Below are 24,252 nucleotides of genomic sequence, written 5' to 3'. Positions count from 1 at the left end.
ACTCCCGCAGAAGTCCACGCCGAGTACGAGGTGTTGCAGGCAGCGGCATAAGGAGAACCCTCAACACCGGTGTCCGAGAAGCGCAGGGCCCCTCAAAGGACCTTGACGTACCAGTGATCCGCCTTGCCATGCCCTTTGTAGGGTCCGGTTTCCTCGTAGCCGTGCCTGGTGTACAAAGCCCGTGCCTCAGTGAGTTGGGTGTTGGTCTCGCACACGATCCGGGCAGCGCCCAGCCTCCTCGCTGATTGTTCGACGGCTAGGAGGAGGCCACGGCCCAACCCCGCTCCCCGCCCAGCGGGGCGCACGAACATCCGCTTGAGCTCCGCAGTCTCAGGAGCACCTCTGAGCAGCCGCAACCCTGCGCAGCCCAGGAACTCACCCTCATCCCCGCGCGCAACGAGAAACTCGCCGTCGGGCGGACTGAGCACATGGTGAGGATCTTCAACAAGCACCGCTTGCAGCTCTGCCTCTGTACCTGGGCGCCCCAGCACCCGCCGCCCCATCTCGGTGAAGTACTCCCGCATCACCTCATCGACACCCACGCCAATGACAGGCTCCGCCTTGATAGTCCACGTTGGCATGCAGGCCATGGTCCCCGAGCAACCTGTGGCCGTCCACCGTCCTCCCGACAGGTTTCCAACCAACCACCACGCCACAGAGATCGTTTACGGGACAAGCCTTAGGCGAGACCGCAGAAGCCACTTCTAAAACATGGCCTAGCTGCGTAGAGAACAGTCATGATCACCCACGGCTGCAGGCTTCCTGTGTCCAGGACCCGACTCACCCTTCTCTCACCATCTATGACGGTGTGACAGGTCAACTACAGCGAGACCCGCTCAAGCTCCAAGACTCGCCATCGGGGCCCTTCGCACAGCTGGAGTGAAGACATCACGGCAGGCCTGCGCCGCAACGCCTGCAACCCCCGCCTCCCCCTCGCACTCCTCGGCCTCGAATGAGCGCCACCCGGACATCATGCGACTACGTCGAAGCCCTGGCTCCCGGAACAGCGATGACAGGGACCACGGCTGCGGTGTCAGTCTGCTGAAGTATCCTTCCCGCCACCGCACACCGACTGGGAGGACCAAGAGAATTGACTGGCCTGTCTGCTTTCCCGCTGCCCTTTCATGCTTCCCGCTCCATATCGTTCGCGACACCCCGAACGCTGCGGGAACTTCAGATGATGCAGTGCAGCTCACTCATTCGGGCAAAGCCGGGGTGGTTCGACAAGATGAACGATGCCGACATCGTCGCCAGGTGGACGCAAGAGGCGGTCGCTCAGGGCCTCACCGAAGCACAGGTTCGTTACGTGCTTGCCGAACTCCTGCATTACGCCGCACTGCGGGACGGACGAACCGGCGTCGAGGTGTCCGCCGTCGATGGGGTGTGGCAGTCGGACACACTGGTCGACGACAAGCTCAGATCCCGGCTGCGCGAAGCGGTTCGGGTTCTGGAGCGGGTCCCCGAAGCAGAACAGGACTGGCATCCCGGATCCGACGGCCAGGTACGGGATCTGGTTCATCCCTCACTGTTCTGCCTGGTGAGAGAGGTGAGCGGTGCGCCCGAGAGGGCTTGGCAGAACCCGACAGACCGCTACTCGAGGTACGAATTCTCGGAGAAATTCCAGTGGCTGCCCACGGACGTCGACGTCAGTGACAACGGCGAGGTCGCCTTTTGTTCGTACGTCAACAACGTCCACCCCGAGACTCATCGCGAACTAGCCTCCGTCCTACCAGACTTGTTCGCGCGCCTGCGCCCGCTGCTGGAGAACGTGCTCACCGATTTGCGCCATCCGCGGCCCCTGCGGATCGAGGCCGATCCTTACGGGTGGTACGACTCAGAGCCGGAGTATCCGCCCAAATCCTCCTACAATGATGATGGGGCCTACGCAGAAGCCCTCCGTACATGGGAAGAGGCCCAGGACGACTGGTGGGAAAACCGCCGCCCGGCCATCCCGGACGCCCCGGCCTTCACCCCGCCCGAGTTGCCCGATGAATCCGCCCGAGTCGACCTGCGCGGCCGCCGTCTCCAGGTCATCGTCAAGCTCGCCACCATTCATCTCACCCCGGACAAGCCCGAATACTCCGGCGGTTCCTGGCATGTCGAGGGGATGATGAACGAGCGGATCGTCTCGACCGGCATCTACTACTGGGACAGCGAAAACATCACCGAAAGCCAGCTGAGTTTCCGGGCGGCACTCGACGACCCAAACTACGAACAGAACGACGACAACGGCCTGCGTGAGGTCTACGGCCTGGAGAACGAAGACGCACTGAACCAGATGCTGGGATCGACGTCGACCCCAGCGGGCCGCTGCCTGGCGTTCCCGAACGTCCTGCAACACCGCGTCGGCTCATTCCGCCTCACGGACCCCACCCGCCCGGGATATCGCAAAATTCTCGCGTTCTTCCTGGTCGACCCGTCGGAAAAGATCGTCTCGACATCCGATGTGCCACCGCAGCAACCATGGTCTGACACCTCGACCATGACGCTTGAACAGGCCAAGAATTACCGCGAACAACTCATGCAGGAACGCAAGTTCTTCGTCGACGAACACAACGAGCAGCTCTACGAACGAGAATTCTCCCTCTGCGAGCACTGAACCTCTTCTACCCTGAATACATGTAGGTCAGGAGGGTGTGGACGATGGTGCCGATGCGGCGGGTGGGGCATCTGGCCCGTCGGGGCAGTCGCCAGGATTTCAGCTGCGCGAAGGCACGTTCTCCAGGAGCCCGCAGCTGTGCGTGATCACGGTTGAAGTCCTGGTAGTGCTTGGGCTGTTCGCGGTGATGCTGGTAGGAGGTGCGAACGGTGGCGCCAACTCCCTGATAGGCCCGGTCCGCGAGCACGAGGGTCTGACGGGTCAGGCACGCCTGGACGATGCCGTGGGCTCGTGCTGCGGTCAGGGCGTCGGTGCGCCCCGGTGTCGCACGCAAGAATCAGGGTGGGGTTCCGTCCGGCCGTGCGATGACCTGGACGTTCATGCCGTGCTTCTTGTGTTTCTGAGAGTAGTAGTACGGCTCGTCCGCCCTGACACAGTCCAGTACGGCCTTTTGGCGCTCTGCTGGACGGCAGCCACAGTTCTGTCAGCAGAGCGCCGGTCAACCGTCGTGGGCCAGCAGTGTGGATCCTTTGAAGGGATCGTCGGTTCGATCTCGCGGGATGCCGGCTGGGCGGTGGGTTATGAGGCGTCGGCGTAGGCGAGGTGGGTTTCACAGATGGTGCAGCGAAAGAGCATGGCAGTGGCCCCCTCACCGAGGTGGGTCAGGAACTGCTCCAGTTGGGCCGCGTCGTGCCAGCCGTCCATACGCAGGTCTTGCCTGAGCTGGTCGAGGGCCTCGGGGTGGGCCGATAGTTCGCTGTATCCAACCTCGCTGATGAAGGCGGCCGCGTCGTGGCAGTGAACGAGCCAGCGCGGATCCTGCCAGGCGTGGAAGCCGGGAGTGCGGCGGGTCACCTCGTGCAGGGTCTCCTCGCTAACGCCGTCGAGTCCGTAGGAGTCCGTGAACTCGCCGTCGAACCGTTCAGCCGCGCTGCCGTCTGCGATGCACCAGGGGCAGAAGCGTCCGATGACGTCTTGGGCGGTGTAGAAGGTAGCGGTGTAGATCCACCCCATGGCGCGCTTGCAGCACGCGCATGTCTCTGCGCTCTCGAGGATGGACCCGCTGGCGAGCGGATCGGGGTGGTAGCGGAAGGCAGGCAGGCAGGTCGGAACTCACTGGTGCAGTTTGTTCGTAAGGCAGTCCCGTGATCAAGCGGTCAGCGCGGGCGGCGACCGGTCGAACCTGCCACCCATTACGCGGAGCTGGTTCCGGCATCGATTCAGCGTGCTCGCATCACGGAAGTTCAGCCAGAACCAAAACTCGTGAAGACTTATCGCCCCAGAGATCGCTGACCGCCGCTCAAACTGGTCGACGTACGCTGTCACTGAAGGTGAACGAAGCCGGCTGAGCGGACCACGGCAGGAACACATGATCTTCGACCTCTCTCACGGCGACCTCGTTCAGACCTTCGGCGCCGAACACGTACACCAGGTCCCCGAGGCAGCTGCCCAGGCTGCCGGATTCAGCGGTGAAGCTCTCGCGTTTCTCACCACGGTCGGGCTCCCGGAGAACGAGTTTGTCTCCTTCCCCAAGTTCACCGACGCAGGCGCTCGTTTCCGCCCCGTGGTCTCTGACGAGGCCGCGACCGAGTGGGACCTGCCTTCCACCGCAAGCGAGTGGATCGTGCTGGGCAACTTCGAGATCAGTGCCATCGTCATGGCCCCCCAGTCCGGGGAAGTGTACGAACTCGCCGAGGGCATCATGCGCCCCGTGCTGCTACACAAGCACTTGTCGTCACTCGTGCACACCATCACCGCGCTGACGAAGATTGTCCAAGGACTGCCCGAGGACTATGACCACGACGATGAGTACATGGAGCAGCTCGAGGAGACCCTGGACAGCATCAAGGACGAGGTCGGCTCACAGGACCCCAACCCGTTCAGCGGCGAGCACAATGAGTGGGCCGAGATCATCACCAACATCGGTGCCGGAATGTCTGGAAACTCGAACTCGCCCACCTCGCCGCCGAAACCGGGCTGACCAACACCGTGTGTCACCTGCCGCCGGGCACATCGAAGTGGAACAAAATCGAGCACCGGCTCTTCTCCCACATCACCATGAACTGGCGCGGGCGCCCGTTGATCAGCCACGAAGTCATCCTGCAGACCATCGCGTCGACCACCACCCGCACCGGACTGCGGGTGGAAGCCCCGCACTCGACACCAACGCCTACCCGACCGGCGTCCGCATTGGTGACGCGGGGCCGGTAGTCGGCCCAATGTATTTGCTTCGCCTGCCGGGGGCATTCGGTATGACATGACTGGTGGAGCGGCAATGGCGCGCGGACGCGGGCAGGCCCGACGCGCGGCGAACAGTACGGGGTCGCGGCGGGAGCCCGGGCGGGCTTCGTCGCCCGCGGAGTCATCTACGTACTGATCGGCGTCCTCTCCTTGCGGATCGCCTTGTCCAACAGCCGAGGCGGGCAGGCGGATCGGGGTGGCGCGATTGCCGAGATGGCCCACAGGCCCTTCGGCACCGTACTGCTGTGGCTGCTCGGAACAGGCCTGGCGGGGATGGCCTTGTGGCGGCTGACCGAAGCGGCCGTCGGGCAGGCGGGGCCCGGCGGCCGGAAGGCGAGTAAGAGGACGATGGCCGCGGGCCGTTGCCTCTTCTACGGATTTGTCTCGTACTCCGTGCTGTCCTACGCGGCCGGGGACAAGGGCAGTGGAAGTGGAAACTCTGACAGGAGTTCCCGGGACGTCACGGCGAAGGTACTGGAATGGCCCGGCGGGCAGTGGATCGCCGGCGCCGGAGTTGTCAGTGCCGGTGTGTGGATCGCTGTCAGGGCACTCATGCGCAAGTTCCAGAAGCGCCTGAGGGTATCCGAGATGTCCAAGAGGGTGCGTAAGACTGTCGGCTTCGTCGGGATCTTCGGCGGTGCGGTCCGTGGCGTCGTCTTCGCTGCCGCGGGTACCTTCGCGATTGCGGCTGCCGTCCAGCACAAGCCTGGCAAAGCCAAGGGCATGGACAACACCCTGCGTTTCTTCGCCGACGTTCCGGCCGGTCGCTGGGTGCTGGCGCTGATAGCGCTCGGCCTCATGGCCTTCGGTGTCTTCTCCTGGGCCAACGCCCGCTGGCGCAAGCTCTGACAGACGCGAACGCGGCACACCCGGTGCGCGAGGGCATCGGGGGCATCGGGGGCGACGGAATCATCCCGTCGCCCCCGCCGCCTTCCTGCGTTTGGTGTCTGGTGTCAGCGCAGCCACTGGTCCTGGTCAGCGGGGCGGTACAAGGTGACGGCCTTGGGTATCTTGTCGAGGACCAAGCGCCGGTAGGTGGCGTCCGTGACCTCGCCGTCGTAGGCGAAGTGCGGTTCGCCTTGCAGCACCTCCAGGTCCAGCCGACGCACCTGCGCTGTCGTCAGCACCCGGGAGTTGTGCAGGGTCCCGGTCAGGACGGCGAGGAGCAGCCGCGTGCGGGCCAGTGGGGTACCAGCCTCCACCGCACGGACGTCGAGGAGCCCGTCGTCGAGCTGGGTGCGGTAGGTCGGGGCGAAGCCGGCCGGGTGGTAGATCCCGTTACCCGCGAAGAGCAGCCATATGCTGCGGGGGCGGCCGTTGATGACCACTGAGAGCGGGGTGCCTGTGGCCAGGACCTTCGTCAGGCCCACGGCCAGCGCGGGCCATTTGCCGATGCGCTTCTCCATGCGTTCCCTGGCATGGACGAGTTCCGAGTACACCCCGATGCTGAACGTGTTGAGGAAGAGTTGCTGTTCTCCACCGCTCGGGAAGACGCCGGCCGAGTCGTCGGGTGAACCGTCCGGAGCACCCGTCTCGTGGCGCGTGCGGGGGCTCTTGGGTGACGATGCCCGACCCACGTCGGCGGTGACCGCGTCGCCCGCCCGAATGGCGCGGGCCACGTCCTCCAGCGTCTGGTTGCCGAGGTCCACGGCGAAATGGTTGAACGTACCGCCAGGGAAGACAGCCAGGGGAATGTGATGGCGGGCCGCCGTCGCACTGCCCGCGTTGACGGTGCCGTCCCCACCACACACTCCCAGCGCACCACCGTCGGCGACGGCGCGCATCGCCGCTTCGTCGAGCAGTGCTACGAGGTCGTCGCCTGGCTCGAATATGGTGATCGTGGCCTCGGGAAGCATGGTGCGCAGGGTCTCGGCGGTGTCCTGGCTCCAGGAGATGCCCGACGACGGATTGACCACCAGATGCAGACCCTTGCCGGCCACGAGCGCCGGTGCCGGCCTGCGGGGAGGAGCTGCGGCGGCCGCGGCCTCCGGCTTCACCGGCCACCAGCGGCAGGTGAGCAGTGCGGCACCCATGCCTACGATGACGCTCATCGCCGCGCGGCCTCGGTGGTCGAGACCTTCACGGCCGCGTACGTAGGTCAGTCCTGCGGCGAACGGCAGCACCGCGAGCCCGTAGCGGGGCGACTCCAGGACAACCCCGGACGCGAAAGCGGCGGCCGACGTCATCGGACTTGAGGGCAGGGAATCGGTGCTCGGGCGGGGAAAGATCCCAGGGCGCGCGCCCAGGACAGGGCGCGTGCTTCGGGCAGCTGGTTTGGCCAGCGCGCGATCGATCGCCACGACGATCGCCACGGAGCCGATGCCGCGCAGCGCGGCCCTACGGGCACTCCTGCCGCCTGACATCCCGAGTACGGTAGCGGCGGCAAGCCACACCGCATCGTGCCCCGCAGCGCTGCGCAGCAGGTCCGTCGCCGAGTTCCCCCTCACAGCACGACTCCTGGCGAGGACCCCGGCCAACCGGCCGCCCGTTCCGGGCATCTTCCACAGCCGTCCAGGTCGCTTCATGTGCTCGCTACACCTCTGCACCTAGGGTCCGCTGCGCGCGACCGGACTGGACCGCAGCGCCGCCTCACCCTATCGGCGACTGACTCGACCGTTCGACGAGATGATTCAGGTACAGGAAGTACGGGGGCGGTCAGCTGCTCGGTACTGCAGTCTCGCGATGGCGTCGGACTTGGGCGGGTGTCGGTTCTGGCTCCGACGACGGGCGCTGGCCACGACCTGGCCCTGGATCACCGTTCTGCTCCGCTCCCTGCCCGAACAGGGCGGATGACGTGGTCGGTACCAGCAGATGGCCACACGAAAGGAGCTGTTCACGGCGGCGAGCGCCCCGTGTCTTCGGGAGCGCTCGGTCTGACGGGTTCTGGGTACCTGGCGCGCTGGTGGACAACCGATCTCCCGTCGGGCCCAGGGTGTACGAGCTCAGCGCCGCTCTCCAGGGCATCCGCCACCGCTCGCACTGCCTGGTTCACGTCGCCTCCTGCTGGCATCGGTGGCGCGATGCCCTCTACTGCGCGGTCGGCAAAATCGGTGTCCAAGTACCCGAACCTGACGTCGAGGACCTGGACCCCGACGGTACGCGTCTCTCGGCGGACGGCGTCGAGCCAGGCGCTCAGAGCGGCCTTGGACGCGCTGTAGTCGGCCATCGCCGGCTGCGGGTGCTCCGCCACCACGCCGGATACCGCGGCGATCGCTCCGCCGGGCTTCACGATGGCGAGTGCCGCACGCAGGAATGCTGCTGGTGCAAGGGCGTTGACCGCCATCAGGTGTTCCGCAGTGGCATCGCCAACCGTCGGCGTGGCTCCGAACGCGACCACACCGAACGCCGTGACGACCGCATCCAGTCCGCCGAGCGCGGCGGCGCAGGTGTTCTGGGACCCATCCGGTGTCGGTACTGGCCGAGTCCGGCCGGCCCAGCGCTGACGGTGCAACCGCGAACAGTGCGCGATGCGCGCGAGCGGATCACGCTGAATGACGAGGATCAGTCGTCGGCAAGCATGCCGGTCCGCAGTTTGGCGAGTGTGCGGCTCAGGAGGCGGGAGACCTGCATCTGGGAGACACCGAGCACCTCGCCGATCTGGCTCTGGGTCATCTCCTGCCGGAACCGCATCTCGATGATGTGGCGCTCCCGGTCGGTAAGGCTGCCCAGAAGAGGATGCAGGCAGTGCAAGTCCTCGACGGTCTCCATGCCGGGGTCGGGCTCACCGATGAAGTCGGCCATCGTACGGCCCTGAGCCTGGGCGTGTCCCGCCTCGCCGGCGTCGGCGGGCATGTCCAGCGAGTCGGCGGTATAGCCGTTCGCGGCGACGACGCCCTCGATGACCTCGTCCTCGCTCAGTTCCAAGTGCTCGGCGACTTCCTTGACCGTGGGGTCACGGTCGAGGACGACTGCGAGTTCTTCCTTGGCCTTGGCGATGTCGACCCGCAGCTCCTGGAGCCGCCGGGGCACGTGGACCGCCCAGGTCGTGTCGCGGAAGTACCGCTTGATCTCACCGACGACGTACGGAATGGCGAAGGTGGAGAACTCGACCTCGCGGGACAGGTCGAACCGGTCGATCGCCTTGATCAGACCGATGGTTCCGACCTGGACGATGTCCTCCATGTCACGGTCGCCACGGTTCATGAACCGGCGCCCGGCGAATCGTACGAGCGACAGGTTCATCTCAATGAGTGTGTTCCGGGCGTACTGATGCTCACGGGTGCCCTCTTCCAGGAGCTGAAGCTGGTCGAAGAACAGCTTCGACAGTTTCCGCGCGTCCTTCGGAGCGACCTTCCCCGCATCCTCGATCCAGGGCAGCTCACCGACATCGGCCTGCGTCTCCAGCTGTGCCGATTCCAACGCCTGGACGTGCTTCGTGCCCTCCGCGTCCCTCGCCTGCGACTGGACTGTCATGACCACACTCCCGGATCGGTTCAAGCCCACCACCTGCCCGGACATGACGTCACCATGCGTCACTACAGCAAGAGTTTTGCCCCCATACGCAGGTCGGCAGGTTCCTGGCTGTGATCGACCAGTAGTCAGCGGGGGCCGGTCCGGGCCGGAACGATCGAGCTCTGGATGCGATATCCCCCCGTGTCCAGCGTCGGGTCGGGCTCCAGTGTGACTGTCACCGGCCCGGCGAAGACGTAGCTGTGCGCGGCGGCGTGATCCTTCACCTTCGCGGCCAAGACCGGCCCCAACTTATGTGCATGAGAGTCGAGTTGACGATGACTCACCTGAGGGGGCGCGACGGTGAACGCGTTGGGAACGAGAGTACGTCCCCGTCCCAGAACCATGATGTTGTCGTCGCATTCGCGCCGGAGCGTCGACACGACCTCCACGCTCTCCCGCTTCGGCCGGAAGACCCGGTCCACCAGGTCTGTGGCCCACTTCTCCATCACTCTTTCGACATTAGCCATCTTTCCCATCGCCGACGGCTGCACGACCTCATCCGGATCATGTGCGGCCATAGGGGTTGCGCCGAGGAGAGTGCGTCTGACGCGGTCCGGTGCCGGCCGTCAGCGATCGAGGACAGCGCTGATGACCTTGCCGCCGCTGTGGGAGAGACGCACGGTGACAGTACGCGCGAGCATCCGAATCAGGGGCCATCCGAAGCCGCCCTCGCAGCCGTCAAGGTCAGGGGGACGTTCACGCGGGAACGCGGGGCAGGGATCGCGCACGGCGATCTCCACGACGTCACGATCCGCGGCCAGATGAAGTCCGGTCACGCCTCCCGCGTGCCGGAACGCATTCGCGACGAGTTCAGAAACCACGACAACAGCGTTCTCGACCCTCTCCTGAGAGGGAGCGGGGATCAGGCCGGAAAAGAACTCATGCGTAGCATGACGCGCTTGAGCCGCTGTGATCGGACGCGGCACCGGCCGTTGGCTGTCGTCGGACCCACTCTCCCCGGTCTCCCATGGCTGCTGACTCATGCCCGAACCCCCGTGGTGAAGAAGCTGATCTGACAGCACCGGTCCTTCTGCCCCCACTTGACGACCGTTAACGTCGGCGCTGTTCCTGTTGCGGACTTCGGAACTCACCACTGAATCGCTCAGCTGGGCCACAGGCGGCCGGGAGGGCCGCCATCGCGGGACCGGCGCGTCCTGGCGAGGCGGGCATCCCGCCTTCCAAAGAAGCCCTGTGCCCAGGCACCTCGAAGGGCGGCAGCCATCACGCGGCAGCAGCACATGCCGTGCGCCGCGTGCGTCACAGAAGCGCCGGCCGTTCCAACGTGGTGTAGTAGTTGCCCACTTCGGCGAGGTAGGCGGGCTCGGTGGTCTGGCTGTCGAGGGTGAAGCGGGGCGCGGCCTTGATCTCGTCCCTGGTGTGAGTGACCGCCACGGTCTGGGCACCCGTGTCGATGGCGACAACGATGCCGGCCGGGATGAGGAGGCTTTTGCCGAACACCCATACACCGGTGTCGACGACCAGGTGTTGCATACCGGCCTCATCCACCTGACGTTCCACCTGGCCGACTATCCCGTCCGGCGCTGTGAGGGTGAATCCCGTCAACGCCGCCTGCTCCTGCCCCTGATAGCCGATACCTGCCGGGTAGGCCCAGACGCTCTGCATGAGGTGGTTCCTTTCTCTCGGCATTGTTCGCCATTGGCGGGGCCGTGGAGCCGACTGCGACATTGACGTCGGCTGCCCGCCGCGGAATGGCCTCCGCTCACCACTCCCCCGTACCCAGGTAACTGACCGTCATACAACCAAGCACTCTTCGGTAGGCCACACGAGTTCCACCTCGGCCCGGACTGAGCACACCGCTAAAAGTCTTCACAAACCGCCTACCTGCGAATTCACCTCCACGTACGACCGCTGGCGACGGCTCCGAACCACCCAACGGAAGACGCACCATTTTCACCGCGCTCCCGCGGGGTAGATGCGCTGTGTAACGGCAGCCGCACCGAAGTCCTCCCGAGGGGTGAAGCCCATGCAGCACCCGCCAACGGTCGAAGACCACCATGCCTACCCGGCCGAGGCACTCAGCCGCCCACAGAAAGCGACCGACGCCCGTGACGCGGCGAGCTGTTTCCTCGCCTGTCTCCACCCCACCCCACCGACACCGACCGCCCAGGACCTGCTCCTGCTGGTCTCAGAACTCGTCACCAACGCCAGGCGCCACGCAGGCACCGTAACGGCACTTCATCTGAGCGCCGACCGGCGGCACATCCACGTCACCGTCGACGATCCCAGCCCGGCCCATCCCCAGGACCGCAGTACCGACCTGTCCGGCGGCGCTGGAGGGATTGGCTGGCCAATGATCCGCCGCCTGGCCCGAACGCTCACCATCTACCCCCAGCCCGGCGGCGGCAAATCGATCCATGCCACACTCCCCCGCTGAGCAGCGATCCCACGACCGCAGATCCTGCCTGCCGAGTCCTTGCCCGGTCCGGTACTTGGCTGTGAGGCACAGGGCGGCGAACTGCTCGCCTGAGAACTGACCCTGCACTCGTGTTCAAAATATCGCCCGAGAGCGGGCTCGCATCCACTGGTCGACGATCCACAAGGTCGCGCCACCATGCCCCATCGGCGGGGACTACTGGCACACGACCATGAACCTGCTGTGAGGAGAACTCGTGAATTCCGAATCCCCTGTGCCGCTCCCCGATCCCCACGACGCCATGGCAGACGTCCTCGACCCGCGGCCCGAACTGCCAGGGCCTCAAACGGACCCGACCGCCCAGGGCCACTTCACCCGCGCCCAATTGACCCGCTCTCCAGGGGACGCGAACTGGGAGATCGCGGTGGTCCTGTACGGGGTCCCGGCCGATGAGTGGCCCTCGACGAACCTGCCCGGCGCCGAAGCCCCCACCCTGCGCGCACGCGGACAGGCCCTCACAGACCTGGGCTACGTCCAGACGGGCCCCGGATCCGATTGCCACTACTGGGAGTGGGCCGAGTGCCAAGACGGCGACCACACAACCGTACAACTGATGGCACACACCGAAGTTCAGCCCATCGGTATGCCGGAGATCGAATGAAAACCGTGGCCTTCGCGTCATGCCCTCCCCTGTGACCAGGCAAAGCTGCACAGCCGGCGGCGCACCCGTGCCGCCGGTGGCGACGGACCTGGATCCCAGCCCCCATGATTTGCGACTGGCTGGGACCCAGGTGCTCGACAGGACCGACTCTTGACGAGCGTCAGGCGGGAAATTCGATCAGGCCGACAGGTGGCAGGGTGGGAGTCTTGGATCCGCCTGAGGGTTCTACGGTGATGCCCATGCCGGTGGCCTTGTCGACTGCCCCATCCATGAGCGCGATCTGGTTGCTCTGGTCCCGGTCGAGGAGTCCCGCGGGCCGCATGGTGCCGTTGTCGTTGAACCAGAGTTCGTAGACCTTGCCGCCTTCTCGGCGCTGGCCCGGGCCTGATGTGTCACTTCCTCGGACTGCGCCACGTCGCGAACCACGGCCCGCACGGCCACCTGCCTCGTGGCCGCGGCCCTCGGCGGCGTGGCGACCTGGCAGCACCAGGAAGCGGAGCAAGCTCGCCAGCAGGCGCAACGGGCTCACCCTCCACCTGCCGGGCAGCACAGTCCTCAACCAGGCCGAGACGACTTTCACGGCGGCCAGCGACGTGCACCGGGCCACCGGCCGCGCCGATTTGGACGCCAGGACCGATGCCGCTCGCCAGTCCGTCCGCGCATTCATGACCCTCGCCGCAGCCAAGATCCAGTAGACGTCCTAAGCAGTCGTCAGGAGCTGTCGTTCCTGCTCGCATGTCGACGAGCACCGGTGGGGTGGTCCCCCGACGGCACCGCCCTTCGCACCGCGGCTGTCGCGGCGATTGCTTACCACGGGAGATCGGCTCGCGGCCCCTGCCCCGTACTCGTCAGGCGTCGCGCAAGGACCTCACGGGCTCGTGCCGAACGACCGCGAGGAGAGCTTCGATGTCGTCAAAGCCCAACGGCACGATCGGCAGTTTGGCGAGCTGGCTGAGCCTCATGCCGGTGATCATCCGGTACCGGGGACTGCCCTTCTGCGGGTACGCGTCGCCCATGGCCTTCCGCACGCGGTCCAAAAGACGCTCGACGGCGGGCCCGCCGACGGGGTGCGCGCGCCACTCGCCGATGGTCGAGTCGGCGCTCAGGACGTCGGTGGGCGTGTCCCCATCGATCGTGACAGACGTGGTGACACGGATGTCCCGGCTGGAGGCGCCGACTTCGATGCCGTAGTCGAGCCCTTCGACGAGCCAGGCGTCGGCGCCGATGTCGAAGTGGGCGAGGTCCGCGCGGGCGATATGGAGGGTGACGTCGCGGGTCTCGTCCGGAGCGAGGGGTACGGCGGCGAATGCCCTCAACTCCCTTACAGGTCGGCGTATTTGTGAGCCGGGAGCACGGGTGTACGCCTGCACGACCTCGTGTCCCGCGCGCGGGCCCGTGTTGGTGATCGACACGGTGACGTCGAGACCGGCGTCGCCTGAGGTCACCCGCAGGTTGGTGTACTCGAAGGTGGTGTACGAAAGCCCGTGGCCGAAGGGGTAGGAAACCTCCAGGTCGCGTGTGTCGTAGTGGCGGTATCCGACGAAGATTCCCTCGCCATATCGCGCGTGACCCCTCTCTCCGGGCCAGTCGGCGAAGGCGGGGGTGTCGGCGAGGCGCAGCGGGATGGTTTCGGCCAGGCGTCCTGACGGGTTGGCCGTTCCGAAGAGGAGGTCGGCGGTGGCGGTGCCGCCGGCCTGGCCGAGGAGCCAGCCCTCCAGGACGGCGGGCACGCGGTCGATCCAGCCGGCGAGGCGGACGACACCGCCGTTGGCGAGGATCACGACCGTGTTCGGGTTGGCCTCTGTCACCGCGGCCAGCAACTCGGTCTGTGCAGCCGGTAGTTCGAGGTGATCGCGGTCGTAACCCTCGGATTCGAAGCTCGTCGGGAGTCCGAGGAAGAGGAGGACCACGTCCGCTGCCCGCGCGGTGCGCACAGCTTCATCCCGCAGTGCTGCCAGGTCGCCCTCCGGGTCGTCGACGGGGAACCCGGGAGCGAAGTCGATTCGGGCGGAGGGTGCGGCGAGGGCCAGCGCGGTGAGTGCGTCGTCCAGCCGGGTGGGGGTGACCTTCGAGCTGCCCGCACCCTGGTAGCGGGGCGTGCGGGCGAACTCACCGAGCACCGCGATACGGATGTCCGCCCTCGGGTCCAGCGGCAGCAATTCGTTGTCGTTCTTCAGCAGTACGGCTCCGCGGGTGGCTGCCTCGCGGGCCAGAGCATGGTGGGCGTCCCGGTCGTAGCCGGCATCGGGATCGGCGTGGGCCGTCACCTTCAGAGCCAGTTCAGCGACGCGGGCGGCGCTCACGTCCAGGGTCTTCTCGTCGAGTTCACCGGAGTTGACCGCATCGACCAGCCGGGCGGGGCCCAGGCCGGAGGAGTAGGGCATTTCCAGGTCGAGACCGGCGGCGAGAGAGCGGGCCCGGTCGAGGACGGCGCCCCAGTCCGAGACGACGACGCCTTCGTATCCCCATTCGTCGCGCAGCAGGTCGGTGAGGAGCCAGTGATTCTCCGAGGAGTGGACGCCGTTGAGGCGGTTGTAGGCGCACATCACCGTCCAGGGTTGGGCCTCGGTGACCACACGGCGGAAGGCAGGCAGGTAGATCTCGCGCAGGGCGCGGGGGTCGATGTCGGAGCTGACCGACATGCGGCCGTTCTCCTGGTTGTTGGCGGCGAAGTGCTTGAGGGAGGCGCCGACGCCCTGGGCCTGAAGGCCCTTGACCCAGGCTGTGCCCAGTACGCCGCTGAGGAACGGGTCTTCGGAGAAGTACTCGAAGTTGCGGCCGCACAGGGGGCTGCGCTTGATGTTGATTCCCGGGCCGAGCAGGACGTGCACGCCGTGCGCGAGACACTCGCGGCCGAGTGCGCGACCGACGCGCTCGGCCAGGTCGGCGTCCCAGCTGCTCGCCAGTGTGACGGCGGGCGGGAAGCAGGTTGCGGGGGCGCTGCCGTTGATGCCGAGGTGGTCGGCCCGCTCGTCATCCTGCAGGCGCAGTCCGTGCGGCCCGTCCGAGAGGCGCATCTCCGGGATTCCGGCATGCGGGAAGGCTCCGGTGGCCCACCAGCTCGCGCCGGTTGTCAGGGCGGCCTTCTCGTCAAGGGTCAGCCGGGCCGCCGCTTCCTGCGCGGCTCCAGGAGTGGCGGAGATCGGCTTCGGCGCGTCGGTCACTTTGAGCTCCTTGGTGGTGCGGTCAGGGACCCCGCTGGGTGAGCCGGGGGACGTGATGCGGAGGCGCGCCCGGTGGCCGCCCAGTCCGTCGTCCCGGCCACCGGGAGGGCCGGTGTACGTGCTTGCGGCAGGGCGGTTGCGATGCTGATGGCGCTCTGGTCGTGGAAGAGGGACATCCGAGCAGGCGGCTACGGGGAAGAGAAGGCGGCGCCCACGACGCTCACCAACGGAGTTCTCCCCCGGATGCCCGAACCGGCGGTCAAGCGCTGGGGGACCGTCCCGGCAGGGCGCCGGGTCGCTCGACGGGTCTTGCCCGGACGTGGCCTTCCGGGGGCCGCCCACTCGGGTTCCGTTGGCCGCGAGTGGCCCGATGCCGAGAAACAGTACGTCGTACTGTTTTTGCTGGCAAGGGGCGGCCCTCTCCGATCAAGCACGCCCCATAGGCTGGCCCTGTGACAGCGAAGAACTCGTACGCCAAGGGCGCGGCCAAGCGCGAGGAGATCCTCCGGGTCACGCTGGAGATCTTCGGCAGGGAGGGCGAGCGGAACACGACACTACGGGCGGTTGCCGTGGAGAGCGGCATCAGCCTCACGGGTCTGATGCACTACTTCGACTCCAAGGACCACCTGCTCACGGAAGTCCTGCGCGCCAGCGACCGAGCGGCGAAGATCCGCTTCTACTCACCTGACACCGCTCAGGACCCGGGCGAATTCCTGGCCCAAGCGCTGACGGCGACCGCGGCCAACGCGGCCCGCGCCCGGCTGTACGTCACTCTGGCGGCCGCCGCCACGGACGCGGCTCACCCGGCGCACGCCTACTTCGAGGAACGCTTCCACCTGCTGCGAACGGCCATCGCCGAGCACCTGGCCGCCGAGGCGGACGAAGGCCGCGTCGGCGCCGCTGTCGATCCGGACTTCACCGCCTCCGCGCTCATCGCCTCGTCCGACGGCATCATGCTCCAGTGGCTGAGCGACCCTGCGGTCGACATGGCCGGCCACGTCCGCCGCATCTGGCGGACGCTCACCGGCTGAGTGTCCGCTTCATCTGGCCGACGCCGTTCTGAATCCACAGTTCCCGCTGCTGGAAGCCGGCGTGTTGGCCGACCGGGCGGCCACGCGATAGCGGTGGCAGTAGGAGTGGTGGCATAGGTAGGAGCCGCCCCGCATCACCCTGCGGTTCCCGCTCCGCGGCCCGCGGGGGTCGGCCTCGGGTGACTGCGCGTAGTAGTCCGGGTCGAACCAGTCGGCGCACCACTCCCAGACGTTCCCGGCGACCTCGTGCAGGCCAAATCCGTTGGGCGGGTAGGTGCGTACGGGCGCGGTGGCGAGCCAGCCGTCGGCGCCGGTGTTCACGTACGGGAAGCGGCCTTGCCAGATGTTGCAACGCCACTCGCCGTCCGACAGCAGTTCGTCACCCCAAGGGAACCGCCTGCCTTCGACGCCCCCGCGGGCCGCGTACTCCCACTCGGCCTCCGTCGGCAGGCGCCGTCCCGCCCACGTGCAGTAGGCCGCGGCGTCGTCCCAGGTGACGTGCACCACGGGGTGGTCGTCCTCCGCGTCGGACAGGGGGCCGTGCGGATGCCGCCAGTCGGCGCCCCGGACATCGAGCCACCACGGGACGGCAGGATCGGCCACCGCGACGTCCCCCCGGCTCGCGGCCACCGCCAGGTGGAAGACAGCCGAGCTCCCTTCCCGTTCGGCCCCGGTGACGTACCCGCTCTCCTCCACGAAGACGCGGAACATCGCCACTGTGACCGTGGTGACGTCGATGGTGAACGGGGCGACACGTACTGCGTGGACAGGTCGTTCCCCGTCCGCCGGATACCCCTCACCGAAGGCGTCCCCCATCCGGAACGCGCCTGCGGACAGCCGCACCTCAGGGTGTGCAGGCTGGTGTGCGGCCGGCTCGGGTGGCGGGCCGGCAGGGGCGAGCCGGGATGTCGATGTGCAGCAATCCATTGACGCCTCCATCTCTTGAGTATATGAATTCACACATAGGTGAGAACGCACATAGAAAGTCGGGCACATGAAGTTCGAGTACGTGCTGCTGGGTCTGCTGGCTCGCCGCCCCTACGACGGCTATGAGCTGCGCAAGTGGCTGGAGACGGAGGGTCAGTTTCTGTGGGCCAAGGCACACCACAGTCAGATCTACCGAAAACTCGCCCAGTTGGAGACCCAGGGGTGGATCCGGCACGAGACAGACGTACGCGAGGGCCGCCCGGACGCCAAGGTGTACCGGCTCACGGAGCGCGGCCACCACGCCCTGAGGGAGTGGATTCGTTCACCGTACGAGCCCTCGACCCGACTCCAGGACATCGACTTCACCGCCCGCTTCAGCGTGACGGCACCACTCGACCGGGAGGCCGCCGTCGAACTGCTCAGGACCGAGCTCGCCTATCGCCGGGCCCAGATCGCCAAGAACCGCAACCGGGACCGCACCCTGCTCTACGAGGACCCGGCGCCCGGCCTGGACCAGGAGGTTGACCGGGAGGTCCACGAGTCCCTGCACCGGCTGGGCGCGGGAGCGATGGACTACTGGGTCGACTGGCTGGAGAAGTCTTTGCACCGACTCACGGGAGGGAAGACCACCGGATGAAAGCCATCATGGTGATGTTCGACAGCCTCAACCGACACATGCTGCCGCCGTACGGTGGTGACTGGACGCACGCCCCGAACTTCGCCCGGCTCGCCGCACGGGCCGTGACGTTCGACAACGCGTACGCCGGCTCCATGCCCTGCATGCCCGCCCGCCGGGAACTGCACACCGGGCGCCACAACTTCCTGCACCGCAGTTGGGGCCCACTGGAGCCGTTCGACGACTCCATGCCCGAACTGCTCAAGCAGAACGGCGTCTACACCCACTTGGTCAGCGACCACCCGCACTACTGGGAGGACGGCGGTGCGACCTACCATGGCCGCTACCACACCTGGGAGTTCTTCCGCGGCCAGGAGGGCGACCCCTGGAAGGGGCAGGTCGCCGAGCCACCCATACCCGAGGACCTCAAGAAGGTGCGGTTCGGCGAGGGCTACCGGCAGTACTGGGTCAACCGGCCGCACATGGCCACCGAGGACCGGCACTCCCAGACCCTCACCTTCGACGCGGGCCTTGAGTTCATCCGCACCAACCGGGAAGCCGACCGGTGGTTCGTCCAGATCGAGACCTTCGACCCGCACGAGCCCTTCTTCAGCCCTCAGAGGTACAAGGATCTCTACCCGCACGACTACGAAGGCCCGCACTTCGACTGGCCCGACTACAAACGCGTCGTGGAGACGGACGAACAGATCGACCACGGACGGCTGGAATACGCGGCGCTGCTGTCCATGTGCGACCACTCGCTGGGTCGTGTCCTGGACACCATGGACGAACTGGGCCTGTGGGAGGACACCCTGCTCGTCGTCAACACCGACCACGGACTGCTGCTCGGGGAGAAGGGCTGGTGGGGCAAGAGCGTCCAGCCCTGGTTCAACGAACTCGTCCACCTGCCGCTCTTCGCCTGGGACCCACGCACGGCAGCCGCCGGTGCGCGCCGCGAGGCACTCGTACAGACCGTCGACCTGGCGCCGACCTTCCTGGAGTTCTTCGGCGTCGACCGCCCCGGCGACATGCAGGGCTCCCCCCTCCCTATCGCCGAGGACATACCCGCTCGGGAGGCCGGGCTCTTCGGTATCCACGGCGGGCACGTCAACGTCACCGACGGCCGCTACGTGTACATGCGCGCCCCCGCGGCACCCTCCAACTCCCCTCTGCACGAACACACCTTGATGCCCACGCACATGCGCGGCCGCTTCTCCCCCGCCGAGCTCGCCGACCTGGAACTGGCCGACCCGTTCTCCTTCACCAAGAACGTCCGCACCGTGCGCGTACCGGGCCGGGCCCTCCTCAATCCGTACCACCACGGCACGCTCCTCTTCGACCTGGAGAACGACCCCGAGCAACACACCCCACTCGTAGACGACGCCGCGGAACTGCGCATGGCCTCCCTGATGGTCGACCTGATGCGGGCCAACGACGCACCGCCCAGCCAGTACGAACGCCTCGGGCTGCCCGCAGAGGGACCGGTGACCGACAGCCACCTGCTGGTCAGATCGCAGCGCGCCCAGGCTGCGCTGGCGGCTGAGCCGCTGCCGCGTCCCGAGGACTACCCACAGGGCCGCCTCTCACTGCGCACGCCGATCCAGGCCCTGGTCTCCGATCCCTTCGGCATCGAAGTCCTGCGCACCCACCTGCCCGGTGTCGCCGACTCCGAACTGCTCCAGGTGGTCGGAGCGACCCCGCTGATCGATGTCGCCGCGATGGCAGGCGCAATGATCCCCACCGACGCACTGCGCCGGGTCGCCGAGGATCTCGCGAAGCTCTGACCGCGAGCCGGGTGATACGCGGCGAGCGGACCCACCTCATGCATCAACCATGCGGCTCTGGCACGCCACGCCGCCGGCAGGACACCTGCCCCATCGGCCCTCCCGCCCCGGCCTCCATTTCCGGCCGGACCTCGCCCGACTCCTCTCACGGATGTCTGCAGCTGTCGTCGCCCATTACTGCCCCACCCGCCCGCCAAGGTCGCGGCCCTCTTCGGTCGGCGGGCTGCTTCCGTCTGCTCGCTGCTTGACCGCAGAGAATCGAGAAAGCACGATGCCCGAGCTCAGCAGGGGCCCCGCGCAATCCGTCGTGGGCTCTCCAGGAACACCCGTACAGGTCAAGGGACGCTGGCGCCAGCTCTCCCTGCTCGGCGGCACCATGCTGGTCGACAGCACCGAGGCCAGCCTGGTCAGCAGCCTGTTCCCGCTCATAAGGCAGTCCCTCGGCGTCTCGCTCGGCGCCCTGGGCACCCTCACGGCAGCCAGCAAGATCGTGGGGGTGTTCACCGGCCCGTTCTGGGTGTGGGCGGCCCAACGCTGGTCACGCAAGAGCGTGCTCGTCGTGGCCACCGGGCTGTGGGGCCTGTGGGGCGTGGCAGCCGGCTTCTCGCAGAACTTCACCCAACTCCTGGTCCTCTACACCGTATTGGCGGCCGGCTACGCCGCCGCGAACCCGATCATCACCGAGCTCATCGGCGACCTCTTCGGCAGCTCGTCCCGAGGCCGCGCGATCGGGTTCGTGTACGGGGCGATCTCCCTGGCCGGCGCGGTGATCGGGCCGCTCAAGGGACAGCTCGCCGGGGTGGACGAGGGCTGGCGCTGGGGGCTGTGGGGCATCGGCGGTTTCAACATCCTGCTCGGGATCGCCCTGCTGATCTGGTTCCGCGACCCGGGCCGGGGAGCCTCCGAGCAGCAGCTTGCCGACCTCGACCGGACGACCAGGGAGGCCGTCTCGAAGCTCTCCTGGGACAAGGCGTTCTCACTCCTCAAGATCCGCAGCCTGGTCATCCTGCTCGTCTCGCGTCTGCTCTCCGGACACCTGCTGGTGGGCACGTTCGGCGTGGTGTTCCTGGTGGACGTGTACGGCTTCAGTACACAGCGGGCCTCGCTCGTCATTCTTCCGTTCGGCGTCGGCTACTTCCTCGGCACTCTCCTGGGCGGCTTCGCCGTCGACCGGGTGTCCCGCCGCAACCCTCGCTCCGGACCGGTCGCGGTCCTCCAGGCAGCCCAGTTCGTCTTCGCCGTCTTCGCCTACTTCGGCACTCAGTTCCGATACGACAGCATCCTTGTGTTCGGCGCCCTCTTCGCCCTGATCGGCACGGCGCAGGGGATGAACCCCAGCATCAACCGGCCGATGGTCATGGCCATCACGCCACCCGAACTCCGGGGCGCGGCCTTCGCGTTGTACGCCTCCATCGCCGAGGCGATCGCCTGGGCCGGCTACAGCCTCGGCGCGGGCTTCCTCGCCGACACGGTCGGCCTGCGCGTGGTGTTCCTCTGGGTCCTCGTCGTACTGATGCTGGTGAACGGCCTGTTCCTCACGCTGCTCTACCGGCCGTACGCGGTGGACACGGCACGCGTCCAGGAGGAGCTGGACACCCGTCGCAGGGACGTCCTCGCCGACCCTCGCTGACCCACTTCCCGAGGTCTCACCACGCCCGCAGTCGCGCCACCTCCCCCTCCCGCTCTCTCGACGAAATGTGAATCGACCCATGGCACACGCACGCCACCTGCCCGACGGCTTCCTCTGGGGCGCCTCCACCTCCGCGCACCAGATCGAGGGCGGAAACACCAACAGCGACTGGTGGCAGTTCGAGCACATGCAGACGCCGTTCATCAAGGAGCCCAGCGGCGACGCCTGCGACAGCTACCACCGCTGGCGCGAGGACATGGACCTACTGTCCGAACTGGGCTTCACCGACTACCGGTTCAGCGTCGAGTGGGCGCGCATCGAACCCGCGCCCGGGGAATTCTCCCAAGCCGCGATCGCCCACTACCGTCGCATGGTCGAAGGCGCGCGCGAACGAGGACTACGGCCCCTGGTGACGCTGCACCACTTCACCGCACCTCGGTGGTTCACGGAACGCGGCGCTGGGCAGCCGGCGGCTCGGACGACCTCTTCTCCCGCTATCTCACGGCAGCAGCGCCCGTCTACGCCACCGGCGTGGAACACGCGTGCACCATCAATGAGCCGAACATGGTCGCCGTGATGGCCGCCGTCCAACGTGCCCACCTCTCCGGCGAGCCACTGCCCACGACCGGGATGCCCCAGCCGGACGGTGCCACGTCCGAGGCGTTGATACGGGCCCACGCGCGCGCCGTCGAAACAGTCAAGTCCTGCGCCCCGCACGTGCGTACAGGATGGTCTGTGGCCAATCAGGCATACCAGCCCCTCCCCGGGGCGGAGGAGGCCGCCGCGCCCGTCCGGCGCCAGTGGGAGGACGTCTTCCTGGAGGCGGCCCGCGGCGACGACTGGCTCGGCGTGCAGGCCTACACCCGCACCCGCATCGGCCCGGATGGTGTCCTGCCCGTCCCCGAGGATGCCGAAAGGACTCTCTCAGGCTGGGAGTTCTACCCTCAGGCTCTGGGCCAAGCCGTGCGTGACAGTGCCGCGCTGGCCCCCGGCGTCCCGCTGATCGTCACAGAGAATGGCATCGCCACCGCCGACGACGCCCGCCGCGTCCAGTACACCTCACAGGCTCTGGAATCCCTCATCAGCGCCATGGACGACGGCATCGATGTCCGCGGCTACTTCCACTGGAGCGCCCTGGACAACTACGAGTGGGGTCGCTACGCACCCACTTTCGGACTGATCGCAGTCGACCGCGAAACCTTCACCCGCACACCCAAGCCCTCGGCGGCCTGGCTGGGCGCCATGGGACGCCGTCGCATCCTGACCTTGAGGGAAGAGTGACACCGGCACGAGCCGCTGCAGCGGCGATGTAGCTGCCCGTCCGGGGGCCCTGCCAACACCGGCAGGACCCTGCCTGTCCCGCTCGGAAATACGATTCCGGCTCTGGCCTGAGCTTCTCCACGCGGGGCAACAGCCTCAATGGCGCCCGGGATGATCCTTCGATGTCGCTGTCGATCGTTACCACGCTGGTCCGGAATCTGATCACCGTGCCCTCTGCCGTACTCCGCAGCCGCGTGGCCAAGGACGCAGAGATTCCTCGCGTTACGGCACGAGAACGCGGTGCTGCGCCGTCAGATCGCCCTCGTCCGCCACGAACCCGCAGACCGGATCTGGCTCGCCACGCTCTCGCGGTTCGTCCCGCACGAGCGCCGGCGCCAGACCTTCACGGTCACCCCCCACCACACTCCTGGCCTGACGCCGCCAACTCATCGCCAGGAAACGGACATTCACCCGGCACCGCCGCCCCGGCAGACCCTCCACCGCGCCCGCCGTTAAACAGCTCATCCTGCGCCTGGCCCGGGAGAACAGCAGCTGGGGCCAGCGCCGGATACACGGCGAACTCGCCCGCCTCAGCTACCCGATCACCCCGCCCACAGTCTGGGAGATCCTCCACGCAGCCGGCATCAACCCCGCGCCGCAGCGCTCCGGCCCCACCTGGCGGCAGTTCCTGACCGCCCAGGCCCACGGCATCATCGCCGCCGACTTCCTGCACCTGGACACCATCTCGCTCAAGCGCCTGTACGCCCTGATCTACATCGAACACGGCATCCGCCGCGCCCACCTCGCCGGCGTCATCGCCCACCCCACCGCCGCGTGGACCGTTGAGCAGGCCAGGAACCTTGCTATGGCGCAGGGGCGCCGGTTGGAGTCGCTGCCGGAACAAGGGTCCCCAAGTCGTTCACCCGTGATCAGGATGCGGTCGGTGGCCTCGCGTCGGCATGAGGAGCCGACGATTCCCGCACCGACAACAACAACGGCTGACAGGTCGTGTAGCGGGTGACACCGGTTGCCGGCACCCACACGTCGACACATGTGCGCATTTGGTGAGTCTGGCGTGAAGAAAATGAGCCTACCGGGGAGCAAGGGGGGCCGGCCTTCGCATCGCCAGAACCGGTCGCGCGCCTGGAGTCGACGCTGCACAGGGGCGCGCTGCCGATACTCAACTACCGCAACCGCCGGGCTGAGATCACCCGAGGACAGAGGGAATGGGCTGGTGCGAGGGCGCCGGACGTGACGCGGCCGGCAGCGAAGCGAGGGCGGCGGGCGTGACGGACCAGGCCGCGAAGCGTTGAACCCAGTGGTCGTGGTGCCGCCGGACAGAGTGCCCAACGACATTGGACACCGGTTCCTGTAGCACCTGATGGCAAGCCGTTCAAGAGTGTTTGCTCAACCGCCTTGCTAGCAGGAAGAATCGATCTCGTGGCCAACGCACTGCAGGAATTGGTGAAGAGCCGGCTGGAGCAGCAGGGCTGGTCCTACGGCGACGTGGCCC

General features: G+C 67.0%; 20 protein-coding genes and 3 pseudogenes. 11 read left to right on the top strand and 12 right to left on the bottom strand.

Translation table 11 applies throughout. The features are described from left to right. Nucleotides 1-92: 92 nt before the first annotated feature. Complete coding sequence (locus AC07EJ_RS45275; protein ID WP_389490804.1) at nt 93-581, bottom strand: GNAT family N-acetyltransferase; 489 nt, start codon at nt 579-581, stop codon at nt 93-95. A gap of 509 nt (nt 582-1,090) precedes the next feature. On the opposite strand from AC07EJ_RS45275, the gene AC07EJ_RS45270 reads away from it, so the two are divergent. Next, nucleotides 1,091-2,599 (top strand): DUF4246 domain-containing protein, encoded by a 1,509-nt coding sequence (locus AC07EJ_RS45270; protein WP_389490806.1) that lies wholly within the window; start codon nt 1,091-1,093, stop codon nt 2,597-2,599. Between the two features lie 7 nt (nt 2,600-2,606). On the opposite strand, the pseudogene AC07EJ_RS45265 reads toward AC07EJ_RS45270, so the two are convergent. Together AC07EJ_RS45265 and AC07EJ_RS45260 are read right to left on the bottom strand one after the other, a co-directional pair. Further along, nucleotides 2,607-3,032, bottom strand: a pseudogene (locus AC07EJ_RS45265) (transposase family protein); the annotation flags it as partial. 146 nt (nt 3,033-3,178) lie between these two features. Further along, the gene (locus tag AC07EJ_RS45260) at nt 3,179-3,700 is read right to left on the bottom strand and encodes a CbrC family protein (RefSeq protein WP_478886472.1); all 522 of its coding nucleotides are present in this window, start codon (nt 3,698-3,700) and stop codon (nt 3,179-3,181) included. 268 nt (nt 3,701-3,968) lie between these two features. Here AC07EJ_RS45260 and AC07EJ_RS45255 point away from each other — a divergent pair, with 268 nt between their 5' ends. The 3 genes and pseudogenes from AC07EJ_RS45255 to AC07EJ_RS45245 all read left to right on the top strand — a co-directional run bounded on the left by AC07EJ_RS45255 (nt 3,969) and on the right by AC07EJ_RS45245 (nt 5,689). After that, nucleotides 3,969-4,580: an SUKH-4 family immunity protein gene (locus AC07EJ_RS45255; RefSeq protein ID WP_389490811.1), complete on the top strand. Its 612-nt coding sequence runs from the start codon at nt 3,969-3,971 to the stop codon at nt 4,578-4,580. After that, a pseudogene (locus AC07EJ_RS45250) lies at nt 4,538-4,797 on the top strand (ISAzo13-like element transposase-related protein); the annotation flags it as partial. The gene AC07EJ_RS45255 and the pseudogene AC07EJ_RS45250, both read left to right, overlap by 43 nt. A gap of 166 nt (nt 4,798-4,963) precedes the next feature. After that, complete coding sequence (locus tag AC07EJ_RS45245) at nt 4,964-5,689, top strand: DUF1206 domain-containing protein (protein ID WP_478886471.1); 726 nt, start codon at nt 4,964-4,966, stop codon at nt 5,687-5,689. A 104-nt stretch (nt 5,690-5,793) separates the two neighbouring features. On the opposite strand, the gene AC07EJ_RS45240 is transcribed toward AC07EJ_RS45245, so the two are convergent. The 6 genes from AC07EJ_RS45240 to AC07EJ_RS45215 form a co-directional block, all read right to left on the bottom strand. Continuing rightward, nucleotides 5,794-7,026 carry a diacylglycerol/lipid kinase family protein gene (locus AC07EJ_RS45240; RefSeq protein WP_478886470.1) on the bottom strand — a complete coding sequence of 411 codons (1,233 nt, stop codon included), beginning with the start codon at nt 7,024-7,026 and terminating at the stop codon, nt 5,794-5,796. 647 nt (nt 7,027-7,673) lie between these two features. Further along, nucleotides 7,674-8,291, bottom strand: coding sequence for an SDR family NAD(P)-dependent oxidoreductase (locus tag AC07EJ_RS45235; protein ID WP_478886469.1), 618 nt, complete (start codon nt 8,289-8,291; stop codon nt 7,674-7,676). 50 nt (nt 8,292-8,341) lie between these two features. After that, nucleotides 8,342-9,253: an RNA polymerase sigma factor SigF gene (locus AC07EJ_RS45230; RefSeq protein WP_478886468.1), complete on the bottom strand. Its 912-nt coding sequence runs from the start codon at nt 9,251-9,253 to the stop codon at nt 8,342-8,344. A 125-nt stretch (nt 9,254-9,378) separates the two neighbouring features. Beyond that, on the bottom strand, nt 9,379-9,810 hold the full coding sequence (locus AC07EJ_RS45225) for a DUF3662 domain-containing protein (RefSeq protein WP_478886467.1): 432 nt from the start codon (nt 9,808-9,810) through the stop codon (nt 9,379-9,381). A 48-nt stretch (nt 9,811-9,858) separates the two neighbouring features. Continuing rightward, nucleotides 9,859-10,275: an ATP-binding protein gene (locus AC07EJ_RS45220; RefSeq protein WP_393588152.1), complete on the bottom strand. Its 417-nt coding sequence runs from the start codon at nt 10,273-10,275 to the stop codon at nt 9,859-9,861. Nucleotides 10,276-10,549: 274 nt separating this feature from the next. After that, nucleotides 10,550-10,915, bottom strand: coding sequence for a PRC-barrel domain containing protein (locus AC07EJ_RS45215; RefSeq protein ID WP_478886466.1), 366 nt, complete (start codon nt 10,913-10,915; stop codon nt 10,550-10,552). 361 nt (nt 10,916-11,276) lie between these two features. Here AC07EJ_RS45215 and AC07EJ_RS45210 point away from each other — a divergent pair, with 361 nt between their 5' ends. Next, a complete protein-coding gene (locus tag AC07EJ_RS45210) occupies nt 11,277-11,687 on the top strand; it encodes an ATP-binding protein (RefSeq protein WP_389490819.1) in 411 nt (136 codons plus the stop codon). Between the two features lie 235 nt (nt 11,688-11,922). Beyond that, nucleotides 11,923-12,327 carry a DUF6303 family protein gene (locus AC07EJ_RS45205; RefSeq protein WP_389490820.1) on the top strand — a complete coding sequence of 135 codons (405 nt, stop codon included), beginning with the start codon at nt 11,923-11,925 and terminating at the stop codon, nt 12,325-12,327. A 160-nt stretch (nt 12,328-12,487) separates the two neighbouring features. Here AC07EJ_RS45205 and AC07EJ_RS45200 read toward each other — a convergent pair whose 3' ends face one another. Next, nucleotides 12,488-12,847 (bottom strand): anti-sigma factor domain-containing protein, encoded by a 360-nt coding sequence (locus AC07EJ_RS45200; RefSeq protein ID WP_478886465.1) that lies wholly within the window; start codon nt 12,845-12,847, stop codon nt 12,488-12,490. A gap of 328 nt (nt 12,848-13,175) precedes the next feature. Beyond that, the gene (locus AC07EJ_RS45195; protein WP_478886464.1) at nt 13,176-15,491 is read right to left on the bottom strand and encodes a beta-glucosidase; all 2,316 of its coding nucleotides are present in this window, start codon (nt 15,489-15,491) and stop codon (nt 13,176-13,178) included. Between the two features lie 452 nt (nt 15,492-15,943). Here AC07EJ_RS45195 and AC07EJ_RS45190 point away from each other — a divergent pair, with 452 nt between their 5' ends. After that, a complete protein-coding gene (locus AC07EJ_RS45190) occupies nt 15,944-16,522 on the top strand; it encodes a TetR/AcrR family transcriptional regulator (RefSeq protein ID WP_478886463.1) in 579 nt (192 codons plus the stop codon). 9 nt (nt 16,523-16,531) lie between these two features. Here AC07EJ_RS45190 and AC07EJ_RS45185 read toward each other — a convergent pair whose 3' ends face one another. Beyond that, nucleotides 16,532-17,461 carry a formylglycine-generating enzyme family protein gene (locus AC07EJ_RS45185; RefSeq protein ID WP_478886462.1) on the bottom strand — a complete coding sequence of 310 codons (930 nt, stop codon included), beginning with the start codon at nt 17,459-17,461 and terminating at the stop codon, nt 16,532-16,534. Between the two features lie 55 nt (nt 17,462-17,516). Between AC07EJ_RS45185 and AC07EJ_RS45180 the strand changes: the two genes are divergently transcribed. The 4 genes and pseudogenes from AC07EJ_RS45180 (at nt 17,517) to AC07EJ_RS45165 (ending at nt 22,760) form a co-directional block, all read left to right on the top strand. Beyond that, complete coding sequence (locus AC07EJ_RS45180; RefSeq protein WP_389490829.1) at nt 17,517-18,086, top strand: helix-turn-helix transcriptional regulator; 570 nt, start codon at nt 17,517-17,519, stop codon at nt 18,084-18,086. Further along, on the top strand, nt 18,083-19,849 hold the full coding sequence (locus AC07EJ_RS45175; protein ID WP_389490831.1) for a sulfatase-like hydrolase/transferase: 1,767 nt from the start codon (nt 18,083-18,085) through the stop codon (nt 19,847-19,849). The genes AC07EJ_RS45180 and AC07EJ_RS45175 overlap by 4 nt, the downstream gene beginning before the upstream one ends. A 271-nt stretch (nt 19,850-20,120) precedes the next feature. Then, nucleotides 20,121-21,479 carry an MFS transporter gene (locus tag AC07EJ_RS45170; protein ID WP_389490833.1) on the top strand — a complete coding sequence of 453 codons (1,359 nt, stop codon included), beginning with the start codon at nt 20,121-20,123 and terminating at the stop codon, nt 21,477-21,479. 79 nt (nt 21,480-21,558) lie between these two features. Next, nucleotides 21,559-22,760, top strand: a pseudogene (locus tag AC07EJ_RS45165) (glycoside hydrolase family 1 protein). The last annotated feature ends 1,492 nt before the right edge of the window (nt 22,761-24,252 follow it).

The organism is Streptomyces sp. NPDC045026 (genome assembly GCF_056432625.1).
Note: the sequence above shows the minus strand (reverse complement) of the source record. Positions and strands in the feature narration are given on the sequence as shown.

Excerpts from the sequence above, each read along its gene's own strand:
- AC07EJ_RS45275 (WP_389490804.1), bottom strand. The coding sequence starts at position 581 with ATGCCAACGTGGACTATCAAGGCGGAGCCTGTCATTGGCGTGGGTGTC.
- AC07EJ_RS45255 (WP_389490811.1), top strand. The coding sequence starts at position 3,969 with ATGATCTTCGACCTCTCTCACGGCGACCTCGTTCAGACCTTCGGCGCC.
- AC07EJ_RS45240 (WP_478886470.1), bottom strand. The coding sequence starts at position 7,026 with ATGACGTCGGCCGCCGCTTTCGCGTCCGGGGTTGTCCTGGAGTCGCCC.
- AC07EJ_RS45230 (WP_478886468.1), bottom strand. The coding sequence starts at position 9,253 with ATGACAGTCCAGTCGCAGGCGAGGGACGCGGAGGGCACGAAGCACGTC.
- AC07EJ_RS45225 (WP_478886467.1), bottom strand. The coding sequence starts at position 9,810 with ATGGCCGCACATGATCCGGATGAGGTCGTGCAGCCGTCGGCGATGGGA.
- AC07EJ_RS45220 (WP_393588152.1), bottom strand. The coding sequence starts at position 10,275 with ATGAGTCAGCAGCCATGGGAGACCGGGGAGAGTGGGTCCGACGACAGC.
- AC07EJ_RS45215 (WP_478886466.1), bottom strand. The coding sequence starts at position 10,915 with ATGCAGAGCGTCTGGGCCTACCCGGCAGGTATCGGCTATCAGGGGCAG.
- AC07EJ_RS45210 (WP_389490819.1), top strand. The coding sequence starts at position 11,277 with ATGCAGCACCCGCCAACGGTCGAAGACCACCATGCCTACCCGGCCGAG.
- AC07EJ_RS45185 (WP_478886462.1), bottom strand. The coding sequence starts at position 17,461 with ATGGAGGCGTCAATGGATTGCTGCACATCGACATCCCGGCTCGCCCCT.
- AC07EJ_RS45180 (WP_389490829.1), top strand. The coding sequence starts at position 17,517 with ATGAAGTTCGAGTACGTGCTGCTGGGTCTGCTGGCTCGCCGCCCCTAC.
- AC07EJ_RS45175 (WP_389490831.1), top strand. The coding sequence starts at position 18,083 with ATGAAAGCCATCATGGTGATGTTCGACAGCCTCAACCGACACATGCTG.
- AC07EJ_RS45170 (WP_389490833.1), top strand. The coding sequence starts at position 20,121 with ATGCCCGAGCTCAGCAGGGGCCCCGCGCAATCCGTCGTGGGCTCTCCA.